Source organism: Haloferula sargassicola (assembly GCF_040362925.1).
Classification (GTDB): domain Bacteria; phylum Verrucomicrobiota; class Verrucomicrobiia; order Verrucomicrobiales; family Akkermansiaceae; genus Haloferula; species Haloferula sargassicola.
In genome coordinates this window covers 25,389-40,529 of record NZ_BAABRI010000029.1, presented here as the reverse complement: position 1 = coordinate 40,529, position 15,141 = coordinate 25,389, and the positions used below count along the sequence as shown (strand labels likewise).

The 15,141-nt window shown below is 64.9% G+C and carries 16 protein-coding genes and 1 pseudogene; 5 read left to right on the top strand and 12 right to left on the bottom strand.

The window, feature by feature from the left end; genetic code table 11:
* Positions 1-53: 53 nt before the first annotated feature.
* The 4 genes from folE2 to ABXH26_RS19095 all read right to left on the bottom strand — a co-directional run bounded on the left by folE2 (position 54) and on the right by ABXH26_RS19095 (position 1,978).
* Complete coding sequence (gene folE2, locus ABXH26_RS19110; protein ID WP_353568706.1) at positions 54-833, bottom strand: GTP cyclohydrolase FolE2; 780 nt, start codon at positions 831-833, stop codon at positions 54-56.
* 77 nt (positions 834-910) lie between these two features.
* The gene (gene rpsR / locus ABXH26_RS19105; RefSeq protein WP_353568705.1) at positions 911-1,153 is read right to left on the bottom strand and encodes a 30S ribosomal protein S18; all 243 of its coding nucleotides are present in this window, start codon (positions 1,151-1,153) and stop codon (positions 911-913) included.
* Between the two features lie 10 nt (positions 1,154-1,163).
* Entirely contained in the window at positions 1,164-1,337 is a 174-nt protein-coding gene (rpmG, locus tag ABXH26_RS19100) for a 50S ribosomal protein L33 (protein ID WP_353568704.1), read from the bottom strand.
* Positions 1,338-1,390: 53 nt separating this feature from the next.
* Entirely contained in the window at positions 1,391-1,978 is a 588-nt protein-coding gene (locus tag ABXH26_RS19095) for a TraR/DksA family transcriptional regulator (protein WP_353568703.1), read from the bottom strand.
* A gap of 185 nt (positions 1,979-2,163) precedes the next feature.
* Between ABXH26_RS19095 and scpB the strand changes: the two genes are divergently transcribed.
* Both scpB and pheA read left to right on the top strand, forming a co-directional pair.
* Positions 2,164-2,904 carry an SMC-Scp complex subunit ScpB gene (scpB, locus tag ABXH26_RS19090; protein WP_353568702.1) on the top strand — a complete coding sequence of 247 codons (741 nt, stop codon included), beginning with the start codon at positions 2,164-2,166 and terminating at the stop codon, positions 2,902-2,904.
* Complete coding sequence (gene pheA, locus ABXH26_RS19085) at positions 2,901-3,971, top strand: prephenate dehydratase (protein WP_353568701.1); 1,071 nt, start codon at positions 2,901-2,903, stop codon at positions 3,969-3,971. The genes scpB and pheA overlap by 4 nt, the downstream gene beginning before the upstream one ends.
* A gap of 15 nt (positions 3,972-3,986) precedes the next feature.
* Here the strand turns inward: pheA and ABXH26_RS19080 are convergent, their stop codons facing one another.
* From ABXH26_RS19080 to ABXH26_RS19060, 5 genes and pseudogenes are all read right to left on the bottom strand, one after another.
* Positions 3,987-5,663 carry a glutamine--tRNA ligase/YqeY domain fusion protein gene (locus ABXH26_RS19080; RefSeq protein WP_353568700.1) on the bottom strand — a complete coding sequence of 559 codons (1,677 nt, stop codon included), beginning with the start codon at positions 5,661-5,663 and terminating at the stop codon, positions 3,987-3,989.
* Between the two features lie 112 nt (positions 5,664-5,775).
* Positions 5,776-6,116, bottom strand: a pseudogene (locus ABXH26_RS19075) (type I restriction-modification system subunit M N-terminal domain-containing protein); the annotation flags it as partial.
* Positions 6,113-6,511: a hypothetical protein gene (locus ABXH26_RS19070; protein WP_353568699.1), complete on the bottom strand. Its 399-nt coding sequence runs from the start codon at positions 6,509-6,511 to the stop codon at positions 6,113-6,115. The pseudogene ABXH26_RS19075 and the gene ABXH26_RS19070, both read right to left, overlap by 4 nt.
* 56 nt (positions 6,512-6,567) lie before the next feature.
* Positions 6,568-7,164: a Panacea domain-containing protein gene (locus ABXH26_RS19065; protein WP_353568698.1), complete on the bottom strand. Its 597-nt coding sequence runs from the start codon at positions 7,162-7,164 to the stop codon at positions 6,568-6,570.
* A gap of 153 nt (positions 7,165-7,317) precedes the next feature.
* Positions 7,318-7,551, bottom strand: coding sequence for a hypothetical protein (locus tag ABXH26_RS19060; RefSeq protein WP_353568697.1), 234 nt, complete (start codon positions 7,549-7,551; stop codon positions 7,318-7,320).
* Between the two features lie 739 nt (positions 7,552-8,290).
* On the opposite strand from ABXH26_RS19060, the gene gatC reads away from it, so the two are divergent.
* The 3 genes from gatC to ABXH26_RS19045 are packed head-to-tail and all read left to right on the top strand — an operon-like array spanning position 8,291 to position 10,919.
* The gene (gene gatC, locus ABXH26_RS19055; RefSeq protein ID WP_353568696.1) at positions 8,291-8,584 is read left to right on the top strand and encodes an Asp-tRNA(Asn)/Glu-tRNA(Gln) amidotransferase subunit GatC; all 294 of its coding nucleotides are present in this window, start codon (positions 8,291-8,293) and stop codon (positions 8,582-8,584) included.
* Positions 8,585-8,604: 20 nt separating this feature from the next.
* Positions 8,605-10,020, top strand: coding sequence for an Asp-tRNA(Asn)/Glu-tRNA(Gln) amidotransferase subunit GatA (gene gatA / locus ABXH26_RS19050; RefSeq protein WP_353568695.1), 1,416 nt, complete (start codon positions 8,605-8,607; stop codon positions 10,018-10,020).
* Positions 10,021-10,031: 11 nt separating this feature from the next.
* A complete protein-coding gene (locus tag ABXH26_RS19045; RefSeq protein WP_353568694.1) occupies positions 10,032-10,919 on the top strand; it encodes a helix-turn-helix transcriptional regulator in 888 nt (295 codons plus the stop codon).
* Here ABXH26_RS19045 and ABXH26_RS19040 read toward each other — a convergent pair.
* The 3 genes from ABXH26_RS19040 to ABXH26_RS19030 are packed head-to-tail and all read right to left on the bottom strand — an operon-like array spanning position 10,909 to position 15,127.
* Positions 10,909-12,606 carry an ABC transporter permease gene (locus ABXH26_RS19040; protein ID WP_353568693.1) on the bottom strand — a complete coding sequence of 566 codons (1,698 nt, stop codon included), beginning with the start codon at positions 12,604-12,606 and terminating at the stop codon, positions 10,909-10,911. The two genes, ABXH26_RS19045 and ABXH26_RS19040, sit on opposite strands and share 11 nt — an antisense overlap.
* Positions 12,603-14,063 carry an ABC transporter substrate-binding protein gene (locus ABXH26_RS19035; RefSeq protein WP_353568692.1) on the bottom strand — a complete coding sequence of 487 codons (1,461 nt, stop codon included), beginning with the start codon at positions 14,061-14,063 and terminating at the stop codon, positions 12,603-12,605. The genes ABXH26_RS19040 and ABXH26_RS19035 overlap by 4 nt, the downstream gene beginning before the upstream one ends.
* Positions 14,060-15,127 carry an ABC transporter ATP-binding protein gene (locus ABXH26_RS19030; protein ID WP_353568691.1) on the bottom strand — a complete coding sequence of 356 codons (1,068 nt, stop codon included), beginning with the start codon at positions 15,125-15,127 and terminating at the stop codon, positions 14,060-14,062. Before ABXH26_RS19030 ends, ABXH26_RS19035 begins: the two co-directional genes overlap by 4 nt.
* Between the last annotated feature and the right edge of the window lie 14 nt (positions 15,128-15,141).

The window sequence follows — 15,141 nt, the reverse complement described above, 5'->3', positions numbered from 1 at the left end:
CCGGCATGTGGGGAGGAGCTCTCCGCTGAGCCAAGCGTTGCGCGTTTCCCCGGTCACCGCTTCTCGATCACCGCGTAAGCCTGGTGATTGTGGATCGACTCGAAGTTCTCCGCCTCGACCCGATACCAGAGGATGTCCTCGTGCGCGTTCGAGCGGGAGGCGACGTTGCGCACCAGGTCCTCGACGAAAACAGGGTTGTCGTAGGCCCGTTCGGTCACCGCCTTCTCGTCCGGCCGCTTGAGCAGGCTGTAGAGTTCGCAGCTGGCCGAGCGCTCGACGAGGGCGATCAGGTCCTCGATCCACACCGGCTCGCGGAAGCGGACCGAGTAGGTCACGATGCCGCGTTGGTTGTGGGCGCCGCGGTCGCTGATCTGCTTCGAGCACGGGCAAAGCGTGGCGACCGGGACCATGACGGTCACGATGAAGTCCACCGGGCCGTCCTTTTCCGCCTCGACCTCGAAGCGGACGATGTAGTCCATGAGGCCGGGCTTGCGGGTGACCGGCGCGGGTTTCGAGAGAAAGAACGGGAACTCAAACTCGACGTGCGCCTTGCGGGCGTCCAGGCGCTTGAGCAGCTCGGCGGGCAGCGAGGCCATGGTGCGGACGTCCAGGCAGCCGCCGTGGGCGTTGAGCGCCTCAACGAAGCGGCTCATGTGGGTGCCCTTGTAGTGCTCGGGCAGGTCGACGGCGAGCGCCACGGTGGCCACGGAGCGCTGGGTCGAGCCGTCCTTGTCGCGGACCTCGACCGGAAATCGCAGTCCCTTCACCCCCACGCGGTCGATGGCGAGGTTGCGGTCGTCGCGCTCGTTCTGGGTATCCTTGAGTTCCTTCATCAGGGAGAAAAAAAGCCCGTTCGCGCGAACGCGGACGGGCCTTTGGAAAGCGGTTGGCCGTTTCCGGAAATCGCCGATCAGCGCATCAGGTTGACGGCGCGTGAGCGCTTGATCTCCCGGGTGATCTTGCGGTGCAGCTTGGCGGAAACGCCCGTCACGCGGCGGGGCAGGATCTTGCCGGTATCCGAGGTGAACTTGGAAAGCAGCTCGGGATTGGTGTAGTTCACCTGATCCGTCGGGATATCCAGACGGCGGCGGGGCATGGTGCGGTTCGCCTTGCGGAAGGCGATCCGGCGTTCGACGGTCTTCGGTTCGGACATGATCTTTTTTTTAGCGCAGTTCGCGGTGGACGGTGCGGCGTTGCAGGGCCGGATTGAACTTCACCTTCTCGAGACGGCCGGGCGTCCGGAGGCTCTTCTTGTTCCGGGTCGTCACGTAGCGCGACGGGGATTTGCCCTCGGCACGGGCCTCGGTGCATTCAAGGATGATGATATCGCGTGGCATGAATCGGAAAGGTTCGTAAAGATTTCGCGGGTCGCAGGGGCGCGGAGACTAGTTCAATCATTGTCGCCGTCAAGCGAAACCGAGTCGGAATCATCGTCCTCATCGGAGATCCGGCCATTGCTGAAGCCGACCTCACCCTTCGGGCGGAAGCGCTGGTTGCCGTATTCCTTTTCCCAGTCGGCCTGGCACTGGACGGTCAGGCGGGCGAAGGGAATCGCCTCGAGGCGGGCCTGCGGGATCTTCTCGCCGGACATCTCGCACACGCCGTAGACGCCACGCTCGATGCGACGCAGGGCTTGCTCGATTTCGTAGAGGGCGTCCTGCTCCTTGGCCAACACGCTGAGCGCGAAGTCGCGGTCGTAGGCATCGCTGCCGGCGTCGCCCTGGTGCATGCCGCTGCCGGAGGCCTCGCTGCCTTCCGGGCCGTTGCGGATCTCACCGGTCACGCCGGACATGGCGTCCACCAGTTCGTCGCGCAGGTCGAGGAGGCGCTGGCGTTGCTTGGTGATGAATGAGCTGAGCTTGGTGGCTCCCGCCGGCTTCGCGCCGCTGGCCTTGGGGTTTTCGCCGGAGCTCTTGGCCGTTGCCTTTTTCGCGACCTTCTTGGCCGTCGCCTTCTTTGCAGCTTTCTTAGCAGGCATGGGTGTGAATCGATTCGGAAAATGCGCACCGCGCATGAGTCGTAAGGGCCATCCCTTACCAATGGGGCGCGGTCGATTAGCGCCCGCATCCCTTCACTGCAAGCGGAAAGTTTCATCGTCTGATTCCTCTCCCCGGCTCGGCGCGCTTGAACTGCCGCGTTCACCCCCTAAGCTGCGCGCCCGCCATGGAACTGCCGTCCATCATAGAAGCCCTCCTGACCGCCTCCGACGAGGCGCTGCCCGCCGAGGAAATCGCCCGCCTCGTGCGCGCCCGCGTGGCCGAGGCCGAGGACGTGCGGGCCCGTGAAATCGAGGAAGGCAACCAGCCTCCCGAGCTGCCCGAGTGGCTCGTCAAGCTGGCCGCCGTCTCGGCCGATGACGTGGTGGCCGCCATCGGCGAACTCAATCGCCAGTATCTGGAGCACGGCCGGGCCTTCACCTTGTCGGAGCGGGCCAAGGGCTGGCGGATCTTCACCCGCGGCGAGTACGGCGAATTCGTGCGCCATCTTTATCCCGGCCGCCGACCCGAGCGCCTCAGCGCCCCCGCCATGGAAACGCTGGCCATCATCGCCTACCGCCAGCCCATCACCAAGGCCGCCATCGAGGCCGTCCGCGGCGTGTCGTGCGATGGCATGCTGCAGAAACTCCTCGACCGCGAACTAGTCCGAATCGGCGGCCGCGCCGAGCTGCCCGGGCGACCGCTGCTTTACGAAACGACGGAGCTGTTTTTCGAGCACTTCGGGATCCGCTCGATCGATGACCTCCCGAACTCCGGCGAGCTGCGCAAGATCAAGCTGCCCGAGCCTGAAGACGAACCGAAACCCGCCCCCAGCGCCGAGGAGCAGCTCGCCCTCAAGGCCGCCGGCAAGGACGCCGCACCCGAGGCCCCTGCCGAGACCCCCGAAGCTTCCCAGGACACGCCGTGAATCTCGACGACATCCGCCGCGACATCGATCGCATCGACCGCCAGCTCCTCCAGCTCCTCTCCGATCGCGCCGACCTGGTGCACGAGGTCGGCGTGGTGAAAAAACGCGACAACCTCCAGATCTACGCCCCGGAGCGCGAGGAGGCCCTCCTGCGCAAGCTGGTGGAAATGAATTCCGGCCGCCTGCCCGAGAAATCGATCCGCGCGATCTACCGCGAGATCATGTCCGCCGCGCTGGCCCTGGAAGATGACCTCAAGATTGCCTACCTCGGTCCCGAAGGCACCTGGACCCACCAGGCCGCGATCAAGAAGTTCGGTCACTCGGTCGAATACGCCGCCCAGGCGAATTTCGCCGAGGTCTTCGACCAAGTGAGCCGACGTCGTGCCGACTACGGTGTGGTCCCGATCGAGAACTCCACCGAGGGCGCCGTCTCCCACACGCTCGACCTGTTCGTCGACTCCCATCTCCAGATCTGCGCCCAGATTCTGCTGCGCATCGAGAACGGCCTGATGGCCGCGATTCCGCGCGAAGAGATCAAGACGCTCTACTCCCACCCGCAGGTGTTCGGGCAGTGCCGCACCTGGATCCTGCGCCATTTTCCCGAGGCCGATCTGGTCGAGGTTTCCTCCACCACCAAGGCGGCCGCGATCGCCCGCGACAAGGCCGGCGAGGGCGCTGCGGCGCTCGGTGGCGCTTTGGCGGCGGAAATGAACGGCCTGCAGATGCTGGAGGAATGCATCCAGGACCGCGCCACCAACACCACCCGTTTCCTGGTGATCGGCGAAAAGACCTGCCCGCCCACCGGCAACGACCGCACCTCGCTGCTGTTCGCCATCCACGACCGGCCCGGATCGCTGGTCCGCGCCCTGCAGGCCTTCGAGCATTTCGACATCAACATGTCGAAGATCGAGTCACGCCCCTCCAAGCGCAAGGACTGGGAATACGTCTTCTACGTCGATCTCGCCGGCCACTGCGAGGACAACGCCGTGAAAGAAGCCCTGGGCGAGCTGGAAAAGCACTGCTCGCTGGTCAAGATCCTCGGCTCGTATCCCGACGTGCTGGAATGAGCCGCCGGCGCGGCCTCATTTCCGGCTCCACGAGTCGCGCAGCGCGACGGTGCGGTTGAAGACCGGCTTGGCCCCGCGCACGTGCTCGTGCCGGTCGGCCACGAAATAGCCGAGCCGCTCGAACTGCACGATCTCCTCCGGCGCGGTCTCCAGCAAAGCCGGTTCGACCCATGCGTGGACCGTTTGCAGCGAATCCGGATTCAGCACGGAAACAAAGCCGCCCTCCGCCGCGTCGGGATTTTCCACCGTGAACAAGCGGTCGTAGAGCCTCACCCGGGCATGCACCCCGGCCTCGGCCGACACCCAATGGATCGCCGCCTTGCACTTCACGCCCTCGGGCGCGTCCTTGCCGATCGTGTCCGGCAGATACTCGCACTCGATCTCGGTGATGTTCCCGTGCTCGTCCTTCTGAAAGCCCGTGCAGTGGATGATGTAACCGCCGCGCAGGCGCACGTAGCCCCCGGGAAACAGCCGGAAAAACTTCTTCGGCGGGTCCTCCATGAAATCCTCGCGCTCGATCCACAGCTCGCGGGTCAGCTTCACCTGGCGACTCCCCTCCTCCGGCTTTTCCGGATTGTTCGGCACGGCGACCTCCTCGCTACGACCTTCGTCGTAGTTCGTGAGCACCAGCTTCACCGGATCCAGCACCGCCATCCGGCGCGGAGCCTCCTTGTTGAGGTAGTCGCGGATCTCGAACTCGAGCAGCGCGACGTCCGTGACACCGTTGAACTTGGTGATGCCGATCCTTTCGCAGAAATTCCGGATCGCCGCCGCCGGCACCCCGCGCCGGCGCAGGCCGCTGAGCGTGGGCATGCGCGGATCGTCCCAACCGCTCACGTGGCCTTCCTTCACCAGCGTCAGCAGCTTGCGCTTGCTCATCACCGTGTAGTTCAGGTTGAGGCGGGCGAACTCGATCTGCCGCGGCTTGGCGGGCACCGGGCAGTGCTCGATCACCCAGTCGTAGAACGGCCGGTGGATCTCGAACTCCAGCGTGCACAGCGAGTGCGTGATGTGCTCCTTGGCGTCCTCCAGCGGGTGGGCGAAGTCATACATCGGGTAGATGCACCAGGCGTCGCCGGTGTTGTGGTGGTGGGCGTGCATCACGCGATAGATCACCGGGTCGCGCATCACCACGTTCGGCGCGGCCATGTCGATCTTCGCCCGCAGCACCGCCTCACCCTCCTTGAACTCCCCTGCCCGCATGCGGGCGAAGAGCTCGAGGTTCTCGGTCACGCCGCGATCGCGGAAGGGCGACGCTTTCCCCGGCTCGGTCAGCGTGCCGCGGGTGTTCTTGATTTCCTCGGCCGACTGCTGGTCGACGTAGGCCAGCCCCTTCTCGATCAGCGCCACGGCGCAGTCGTGGAAAAACTCGAAGTAGTCCGAGGCGAAAAAAAGGTTCTCCCCCCAGTCGAAGCCGAGCCAGGCCACGTCCTCCTTGATGCTCTGGACGTATTCGACCTCTTCCTTCGACGGATTGGTGTCGTCGAAGCGCAGATGGCAGCGCGCGCCGCTGGCGGCGTTCTCGCGGGCGATCCCGAAGTTCAGGCAGATCGCCTTGGCGTGGCCGATGTGCAGGTAGCCGTTCGGTTCGGGGGGGAAACGGGTGACGGTGGTCTCGTGCTTCCCGCTCGCCAGGTCGGCGGCGATGATCTCGCGGATGAAATCGGATTTGGTGCTGCTGGCTTCGGACATCGTGGGCTGAAGGCTTCATGCCTCCGGACCCGCCCTGAAGCAACCGGAAAGGACAGCCGGAACGACACCGGCGACGAGGAGCCAGGACGTCACAGAGTGGAAATCCGGATGGATCATCGACCATGGCGATGAGCCGTGCGAGCTTGGCGGGATCCTGAATCTTGTTCTGCGCCTTGGTGAAAATCTGCCCGAGCATGCCCTTCTCGCTGCCCGGCTCGCGTAGGGTCTCGATGTAGTGACCTTCTCCGCGCCCTTGAGCTTCTTGAGCGCGTCCCAGTTGTAAGCGGCCGGCACGCCGACATCCCGGTTGTAGGGCGGGCGGCCGTATTCGTCGGCCATCTTGAGGAAGATCAGGTAGGTCAGCTGCTCCAGATAATCGCTTTAGCCCACGCCGTCGTCACGGAGGGTGGTGCAGAAGCTCCAGACTTTGGAGACGATGGTGTCGGTCGTCATGGCTTGGTGTCGGTCGTTTCTCCGCCGCAGATCTTCCGCTTGTCGGCCTCGGAGACCAACCGGCTGTCACGGATTCCTAGCCGCAACTTGTCGAGCAGGCTGGCGGGAAGATCCAGCTTCGCCACGATCTCCTTCCTGCCCCATTGCGAGCAAAGGTCCGCCAGCGACTTGGTGAACACCTGGTTGCAGTCGATCACCGAATCCTTGGTGAAATCCGCATACTCGGCCTCGCCGATCTCGACGACCGTAGACGCAGGCTCGCGACTTCTCCGTCGCTTGACCTTCTCGACCTGCGATGACGCCACCGTCAGCAGTAGTAGCTGGTCACCGAGCGGGTCGGCATTGACCACCACGAAATAGTGAGGCTCCAGTGACGTCAGGCTGCGATCCCTCATGTAGTAGACCGTCCCTGCCTCAGCGAAATCCTGAGCTCCCACGGAACCTGCATCACCTAGCGCCACAGGGACTCCACCGAATGCAACTCTTCCAGCTGCTCCCTCAGGTCGGCCTGCTCGTCCGGCGACAACGGCGGCAGCTGGTCCACCCCTTCCGGCGGATTTTCGAAAAAGTCCCCGTAGGCCATCGGAACCCAGGACTCGTAGGGGGATTGAAACCGCGCCTCGTGCCGTTTCCATTCCGGAAACTTGTGGGTCTCGTCCGCGAGGTCGAATGGAGACCGCCGCCCGTAGTGGATCCATGCGAACTCGAGTGCCTCCAGGTCGGTCTGGGAAAATTCGTCCACATCCACTTCGGCCGCGGAAGTGTAGTCGTGGCCGGCCGGAGAAAGGAAACGCTGCGCATACGCGGTCTCCTCCTTGCCGAGAAACTCCGACATCTCGGCCAGATCCTTGCACGACGACGCCACCGGCCCGTATTCCATCGCCAGATAACGGTCGTTGGTGATCGGGCGGCCGTAGCGACGCAGGTGGCAGCGGTCCGCGAAATAGACCAGCTTGAGCGCCTTCAGCTTGTTCATCCTCCCACCCTCCTTGCGGGCGAAGAAATTGAGCGCCTGGGTCGCCTTGCGGTGGGCAAAGGTAAGGTTCATACGAAAGGGAGCTCAGGAAAAAGTCCCTAGCGGGAGGACTGGAACGGTGGGTTTCGGAAAGCAAGGTCTCCAGCAGCCGACGCGGAACCATCCTCCCCAAACTCGTCCTCCTCAAGCATTTTTGTTCATCTGAATAGGCGTCGAGGCTTGGGTTCAGGGTTTCCGACACCAAACCGGAAACCCGCTGCCCGAGGGACGTACGTCGTTCTGCTCGATCCAGGCGATCGCTTCGAAAAACCGCTCGCGCTCGATCTCCAGCTTGTCCGGGTGCCAGTTTTCTCGGGCTTCGGTGACGATCGCTTCCTCATCCGGCTTTTGTCCGAGAAGGAGCAGGTTGTTCCAGGCCGCGTGAACCGTGGCCACGATCTCGGTATCAAGCCGGTCCATGGCGGCGTCGATTCGGAACGCTCCCCTGGTCGCGTTTGAGCAACTCGCCGGCCGGCTCATCCGCGACGAGTTGGCGGGTGAAAGCCTTTTTCAGGATGGATGAAGCATGGCGGCCCTCCGGCACCGCCCGCGAATTCCGAATCCGCGACGCGGATCCCTCCCCTGCCCGGCGCAATTCCGATCGACGCGGCAGACGCCGAATCCATCCGGCAAATCACCGATTTGCGCGCCAGATTACTGATTTTTCCGCCAGATTACTAATTTGCGCGGGAAATTTGAAATTCGATGAGCCGAATTTCAAATTCGGCGGCCAAATTACTAATTCGTTAGGTCGAGTTTCAAATTTGGCGGGCAAATCGCTGATTTGCGCGGCAAATTGGTAATCTGGCGAGTTTTGCACACATCCATGGCGTGGCTTGGAATTGGCAATCAGTCAGTTATCTCAATCTGGAGGCGAGCGATGGTCGGGGTGTAAAATTTTATGGGGTGGGCGCGCTCGAGGGGAGGCTTCGGGCTTCGTTCTCCACGGAGGGACGGAGGAAGACGGAGGTCACAGAGCCAGGAATTCGGACGGATGGGATTCTCCGAAATCCTTTGTGTCCTGGGTTTTCTCTGTGTCTCCGCGTCGAAAAAAGCCCGCCCCACTCATGCAGCCGGAAGCTGCGGGTGAAGCAGGCCGGCCGGGAGGGTGCGCCAAAGCCTTGCGGGGTCGGTCGCAGGGGCGTTTACTCGCCGCCCGATGGCCACCGATCATATCGACGTCCGCTACGTCGCCGGGCTTGCCCGGCTGCACCTCACCGATGAGGAATGCTCCGTTTTCCAGCCGCAGCTGGATGCGGTGCTGGAGCATGCGAAGAGCCTGCTCGAAATCGATGTGGAAGGCATCGACCCGACCGCCCACGCGGTGCCGGTCTATGACGTGATGCGCGAGGACGTGGCGGGCGAGTCGCTGCCGGTGGCGGCCGTGCTCCAGAACGCCCCCGAGCAGGCCCAGCAGCAGATCCGCGTGCCGAAGGTGATCGCCGACGCCTGAGATCCCCGATTTTCCGACCCATGTCGCTCGCCCAAGCATCCATCACCTCCCTCCGCCGGCGCCTGAGCGCCGGGGAAATCACCGCCGTCGAGATCATCGACGAGCTCGCCGGGTCGATCGAGACCCGCCACGGCGCCCTCGGGGCCTACCTTTCCCACGACCTCGAGGACGCTCGCAAGGCAGCCGCCGCCGCCGACCTGAGCCTGCCGCTGGGCGGGATCCCGGTCGGCATCAAGGACAACATCAACGTCCTCGGCCAGCCCTGCACCTGCGGCTCGAAGTTCCTGCAGGGCGGCTACACCTCGCCCTACGATGCGACCGTGATCCAGCGCCTGCGGGCGGCCGGCGCGGTGCCGTTCGGGCGGATGAACATGGACGAGTTCGCGATGGGGTCCTCGACCGAGAATTCGGCGCTGGGGAAAACCGTGAACCCGCACTCCGCCGACCACATCCCAGGTGGTTCATCGGGCGGCTCGGCAGCCGCGGTGGCGTCCGGCCTCGCGATCGCGGCGCTCGGCTCGGACACCGGAGGCTCGATCCGCCAGCCGGCCTCGCACTGCGGGGTGGTCGGCCTGAAACCTTCCTACGGTCGCGTTTCGCGCTACGGCCTGGTGGCGTTCGCGTCGTCGCTCGACCAGATCGGCCCGCTGACGCGTAGCGTCGAGGATGCGGCAATGGTGCTGCAGGCGATCGCCGGGTACGACCCGCGCGATTCGACCTCGCTCGACGCGCCGGTGCCCGATTACCTGGCCGCACTCGACCAAGGCGTGGCCGGCCTGAAGCTCGGCCTGCCGAAGGAATACTTCGGCGAGGGCATCGACCCAGGAGTCCGCGACACCGTCATGGCCGCCGTTTCCAAGCTGGAAAAGGCAGGCGCGGAAATCGTCGAGATCTCCCTGCCGCACACCGAGCACGCGGTGGCCACCTACTACATCATCGCCCCGGCCGAGGCGTCGTCGAACCTGTCGCGCTTCGATGGCATCCGCTACGGCGTCCGCAAAGGCGAGGGCGACCTGCTGGAGGTCTATCGCGACTCGCGCGAGCACGGCTTCGGCGCGGAGGTGAAGCGGCGGATTCTGCTCGGCACCTACGTGCTGTCTTCCGGCTACTATGACGCCTACTACAACCGCGCGCAGAAGGTCCGCACGCTGATCCGGCGCGATTTCACCGAGGCCTTCGAAAAGGTCGACGCCATCCTTTCCCCGGTGGCCCCCGCCCCGGCTCGGCGCATCGGGGTGAACGCCGACGACCCGCTGCAGGAGTATCTTTCCGACATCTTCACCATCGCCGCCAACCTGGCCGGCATCTGCGGCATCTCGGTGCCTGCGGGAACGGTCGGGACGGATGCTGCCGAGCTGCCGGTCGGGCTGCAAATTCTCGGCCCGCATCTGGGCGAAGCGGCCTTGCTGCGCATCGCCCGCGCCGCCGAAGTCTGATTTTTTCCGCCATGCCCGAGCCGCTGCCCACGACCGACATCGAGATCTTCGGCGCGGCGCCGCGTTTCCACGTGGTCAGGGCGGATGAGTCGGACCGCCGCGAGTGGCTGCAGGAAAGCGCGCTGTGTCCGCTGTTGGGCCAGCACGACATCGCGCACGTCGGCATCATGGAGGCCACGCCGCCCTTCGAGATCATCCGCAACAACCAGGGCGGCACCTTCATGCTGGCCTGTTTTTCGGGCGAAGGCCGGGTGCTCTCCGAAGGCCGCTGGATCCGCGTGCGCCAGGGCGAGGCCTGCCTGCAGCCGCCCTTTGTGACCAATGCCCTGAAGGTCGATGGCGGTGAAACCTGGAAGTTCGCCTGGGTGCGCTACCACGAGGACCGCGAGCGGGTGCCCATCCTGTCCTCGAACTCGCCGGTGAGCGGTCGTTTCGGATGCGAGCCGCTGCGCTCGGCGATCATCGGGCTGCACGCCGAGGCCTCCGGCACGGCGGCGCCGTCGGCGATGCATCACTGGGTCGAGCTGATCCACCACTACGTGGTCAGCTTCGCCCAGCCGCACATGAGCGACTCGCGGCTGTGGCGGGTGTGGCAGGCGGTGGAGGCCGACCTGAAGCATCCGTGGAGCCTGACCGAGCTGGCATCGATCGCCTGCGTCAGCGAGGAGCACCTGCGGCGGCTGAGCAAAAAGGAGCTCGGCCGCAGCCCGATGAAGCATCTCACCTATCTTCGTTTCCAGCGGGCGATGCGACTGCTTTCCGATACCGACGACAAGATCGAGGTCATCGCGCACGAGGTGGGTTTCGAGAACCCGTTCACCTTCTCGAACACCTTCAAGCAATGGTTCGGCTGGCGGCCCTCCGAGCACCGGGCCCGCAAGGGCGGCCTCACATCTTGAACAGGCCCCCGCTCTTTCCGGCCAGCCGGGTCGCCCCGATGATGGCGGTGGCCAGGAACACCATCGCCCAGGTGCCCAGCGCGGCGGCCAGCTCCTGGCCGTTGCCGAGGTTGCCGAGCAGCGTGTAGATCGCCTTGGTGATCGGGTAATGCTGGGCCTGCTCGGCGAGGATCAGGCTGTCGCTGACCTCGAGCATGGCGAAGGCGAAAGCAAGGATGGCACCGGCGGCGACGTTGGCCCCGATCAGCGGGATGGAAACCCGGCGCAAGGTCCGCCACGGCCCGGCCCCGAGCGATCGCGCCGCCTCTTCCATGGCCGGATTGCTCTGCTGCAGGCCGGCCACCGCCGCGCGCACGACGTACGGCAGGCGTCGTACCGCGTAGGCAGCGATCAGCAACAGCGCGGGGCCGTCGGCCAGCTTGACCATGAAATGGAGCGGCTTTCCTTCCTGGGAGAGCGCCAGGTAGCCGAACGCGAGCACCAGCCCCGGAACGGCCAGCGGCAACATGACCAGCGCGTCGAGGATCATCCGGCCGCGGATGTCGCTGCGCACCACCACCCAGGCGATCGCCAGCCCGAGAACCGCGGCGACCAGCGTGGCGACCGAGGCGTAGAGCAGGCTGTTCTCGATCGACGGCACCACCAGCGGATCGCCGAGCGCTTCGGAGAAGTGGGCCAGCGTCCAGCCGGCCGGGAAGATCGAATCATACCAGTCCTCGGACAGCGCCAGCGCCAGCACGCCGGCGTGCGGCACCGAGGCCACGAGAAACACGCCGAGGAAAAGGGCGGCGGCCGCGAAGGACTTGATCGGCGGCAGTTTCTCCTCGCTCCCCCGCCCCTTCGGCCGCGGCTGCGCGCCACTGGTCGAGCGCCCGAAGAACCACTTCGTCACTCCGAACACGGTCGCGGAAACCAGCAGCATGATGGCCACCAGCGCATACGGCGCGGGGTTTCCGCTGAGGTCCTTGATGCCTTGGAACACCTGTACCGGGGCCACGCGGGTGTAGTTGAACACCAGCGGCACGCCGAGCTCCGTGAAGGCCCAGATGAACACAATGGAGCCGCCCGCGAAGATGCCGGGCATGGCCAGCGGCAGGGTGATCCGCCACAACCTCCGCCACGGCGGGCAGCCGAGGTTTTGCGCCGCCTGCTCCATGGCCGGGTCCAGATTGGCCAGCGCCGCGGCGATGTTCATGTAGAGGATCGGGTAAAGGTGCAACGCGTTCATCACCACGATCCCCCAGAAGCGCCCGTGGGCCAGCCAGTCGAAGCGGGCATCGCCCTCCATCAGACCGAGGTCGATGAGCAGCGAGTTGAGCGAGCCCGTGACGCTCAGCACGCGGGTCAGGCCGATGGCGCCAACGAAGGGCGGCAGCACCAGCGGGATCAGGATCAGCACGCCGAGGATCTTCCGCCCGAAGAAATCGTAGCGGTGGGAAATGAGCGCCAGCGGGAAGGCGATGACGAAGGTGGCCAGGGTGCTCACCACCCCGAGCAACAAGGCATTCCACAAGCCCTCCATGTAGACCGGATCGCGGAACACCTCGGCCACGAAGCTGACGGTGAAGCCGCCATCCGGATCACGGAAGGCCTCGGAAAGGACCGACAGCGTCGGGTAGATGAAGAATACCAGGAAGATCAGGCTGACGAGGGTGACCACCGTCAACGCATGCTTGCGTTTCATCATGGCCGGGCCTCCTTCCCGTCCAGGATCGCCTCATACTGCGCCTTGAAATGCTTGCCCAGATCGGTGCTGCGGCGACTGATCTCGATCTTGCTGCCGTTCTTTACCAGCGGCACCCACTCGTTCATCACCTTGTCGTAGGAAACCTCGCTCAGGTCGAAGAGCCGGGCGGGATCCTCGCCGCCATCGACGACCCTTCTTTTCCAAGCCGCGGTCAACTCGTCATGGGAGGCGATGCACATGGCTTTGATGACGAACCGCAAGGCGTTGAAGGCGGCCCCGGTGAGCTCCGGGCGATACACGAAGCGGCCGGCTCGCTCGAAGGGCATGGCATCGGGATCGGTGAAGTCGACCAGGCGATCCGGCGTGTAAAGGTCGCGCCGCACGGGCAGCCGGCGCAGCGGCTTCGACTCCGGCCCGCCCTGGGTGCCGGGCTTGCGGTTCCACAGCAGTTGGCCCTCCTCGCTGAGGCAGAAGCTGACGAACTCCTGCGCAATCGCCGCGTTCGGCGCTCCCCGGAAGACGGCGACGGGATCGACGCTCACCGGCGTTCCCCCGATCGGCGCGATCCATTTCAGCCGGCTGGTGCCGGCGTGGGCGACCGTCTCCTCCATGGTGCGGCCGTAGAAATCGATGGCCGTGCCGGCGGCGGCATCACCGAGGGCGACGTCGTGCGGGATCTTGCTCGACGAGTCCGAAAAGTAGCGCGCGTTGGCCCCGAGGTTGAGGATCAGGCGCATGCCTCGATCCCAGCCTTCGGCGCGGGACGCCGGGCTGTCGCCTTTCTTGTGCAGCACCTCCTGCATCTGCGCCTGGATCATCATTTCAAATGACTGCATCACCGAACTGCTCATTGTCGGATCAGCCAGCGCGAGCCGTCCGAAGTAGGCGGCGTGGGTGAGATCCTCCCAGCGCGTCGGCGGCTGCTGGTGGATCCATTCGAGCGCGTCCTTGTTGTAGAGAATGCCGAACTGCGAGACGCACACGCCGACCCAACGGTGTTGCGGATCGTAGAAGGTCTGGCCGGTGAATGAGGCCGGCACGACCGCGTCGTTGAACCACTCCGGATGGGTGTCGAAGACGTCGAGCTTCGCCAGCCGCCCGAGCGAGTCCTGTTTGCGGAAGTCATGCTCGCCGCCGCCGAAAAAGATATCATATTCGGTTCCCTCCTTGCCGAGGTCCTCGGCCGCGGCGAAAGCGGAGTCGAGCACTCTCTGGATTTCGCCGCCGCCCGCGGGCGAGCGCCAGTCGATGAACAGGGCGTCGCCCGTTTTTTCCTTCCAGTAGCGGGCGAAGGCCTCGCCAAACTCCCGTCGGATCGACTCGTTGTGCGGAGTCAGGATCACCAACCGGTCGGCGTTGGCCGCGGTCTGCGCCACCTCCGTGTCGCGGCGCAGCACCAGGGGTGCCGCCACGATGACCGCCAACAGGATCAGGATGGGCAACAGGCGCTTGATCATGCCTTCATCACCACCACGTCACCGTGGCGGGCCGTGAGTTTCACCCGCCCCTCGCCGGGCGTGAGCAGCATTTCCGGATTGAGCTGGATGACCTGCTGCGCGCCCACCGCGGTTTCCACCGTGTAGCGGATCGTCTTGCCGAGATAGCTGCGGTCGCGGACCACTCCTTCGACCGAGTTGCCGCCATCGCCGTCGATATACCAGGCTTCCGGACGCACGGAGAGCACCACTTCGTCGTTCGCCTTGGCAGGATCGTCATCGTGGGTGACCAGACGCCCGACCACCGGCCCGGCCGCCGTTTCCACCATGGCGAAGGCATCCCGAACCTCCTGGATGCGCCCCTTGATCAGGTTCGTTTCGCCGATGAATCCCGCCACGAAGGGCGTGAGCGGCGAGCGATAGACCTCCTCCGGCGTGCCGAGTTGCTCGATCCGGCCGGCGTTCAGCACCGCCATCCGGTCGGCCATCTCGAGCGCTTCCTCTTGGTCATGGGTCACGTAGATGGCCGTCAGGCCGCCTTCCTTGACGATGCGGCGGATCTCCCGGCGCATCTCGATGCGGAGCTTGGCATCGAGGTTGGACAGCGGTTCATCGAGCAGCAGGCAGCGCGGTCGCACCACCAGCGCGCGGGCAAGTGCCACGCGCTGCTGTTGGCCGCCGGACAGCTGGTCGACGCCGCGGTCGATCATCGCGCCGAGGTGGACGAGTTGCAGCGCTTGCTTCACGCGCTCCTCGATCTCGGCCTTGGGCACCTTCCGCTCCTCCAGGCCGAAAGCGACGTTTTTGCCGACCGTGAGGTGCGGCCACAGCGCATAGCTCTGGAAAACCATGGCCGCCTCGCGTTTGTGCGGCGGCAGCTGGGTCACGTCCTTGTCGCCGAAATGGATGCTGCCGGAAGTCGGCGTTTCCAGCCCCGCGATCGAGCGCAGCAGCGTGGTTTTTCCGCATCCGGACGAACCGAGGAGGAAAAACAGCTCTCCGGCCCGGACCTCGAGCGACACCCCGTCCAACGCGGTGACCGCTCCGAATTTCTTGATGATGCTCTCGGCTCGAATCGACTCCATGGCCCCGCGACATG

Excerpts from the sequence above, each read along its gene's own strand:
- folE2 (WP_353568706.1), bottom strand. The coding sequence starts at position 833 with ATGAAGGAACTCAAGGATACCCAGAACGAGCGCGACGACCGCAACCTC.
- rpsR (WP_353568705.1), bottom strand. The coding sequence starts at position 1,153 with ATGTCCGAACCGAAGACCGTCGAACGCCGGATCGCCTTCCGCAAGGCG.
- rpmG (WP_353568704.1), bottom strand. The coding sequence starts at position 1,337 with ATGCCACGCGATATCATCATCCTTGAATGCACCGAGGCCCGTGCCGAG.
- ABXH26_RS19095 (WP_353568703.1), bottom strand. The coding sequence starts at position 1,978 with ATGCCTGCTAAGAAAGCTGCAAAGAAGGCGACGGCCAAGAAGGTCGCG.
- scpB (WP_353568702.1), top strand. The coding sequence starts at position 2,164 with ATGGAACTGCCGTCCATCATAGAAGCCCTCCTGACCGCCTCCGACGAG.
- ABXH26_RS19080 (WP_353568700.1), bottom strand. The coding sequence starts at position 5,663 with ATGTCCGAAGCCAGCAGCACCAAATCCGATTTCATCCGCGAGATCATC.
- ABXH26_RS19070 (WP_353568699.1), bottom strand. The coding sequence starts at position 6,511 with ATGAGGGATCGCAGCCTGACGTCACTGGAGCCTCACTATTTCGTGGTG.
- ABXH26_RS19065 (WP_353568698.1), bottom strand. The coding sequence starts at position 7,164 with ATGAACCTTACCTTTGCCCACCGCAAGGCGACCCAGGCGCTCAATTTC.
- ABXH26_RS19060 (WP_353568697.1), bottom strand. The coding sequence starts at position 7,551 with ATGGACCGGCTTGATACCGAGATCGTGGCCACGGTTCACGCGGCCTGG.
- gatC (WP_353568696.1), top strand. The coding sequence starts at position 8,291 with ATGGCCACCGATCATATCGACGTCCGCTACGTCGCCGGGCTTGCCCGG.
- gatA (WP_353568695.1), top strand. The coding sequence starts at position 8,605 with ATGTCGCTCGCCCAAGCATCCATCACCTCCCTCCGCCGGCGCCTGAGC.
- ABXH26_RS19045 (WP_353568694.1), top strand. The coding sequence starts at position 10,032 with ATGCCCGAGCCGCTGCCCACGACCGACATCGAGATCTTCGGCGCGGCG.
- ABXH26_RS19040 (WP_353568693.1), bottom strand. The coding sequence starts at position 12,606 with ATGATGAAACGCAAGCATGCGTTGACGGTGGTCACCCTCGTCAGCCTG.
- ABXH26_RS19035 (WP_353568692.1), bottom strand. The coding sequence starts at position 14,063 with ATGATCAAGCGCCTGTTGCCCATCCTGATCCTGTTGGCGGTCATCGTG.
- ABXH26_RS19030 (WP_353568691.1), bottom strand. The coding sequence starts at position 15,127 with ATGGAGTCGATTCGAGCCGAGAGCATCATCAAGAAATTCGGAGCGGTC.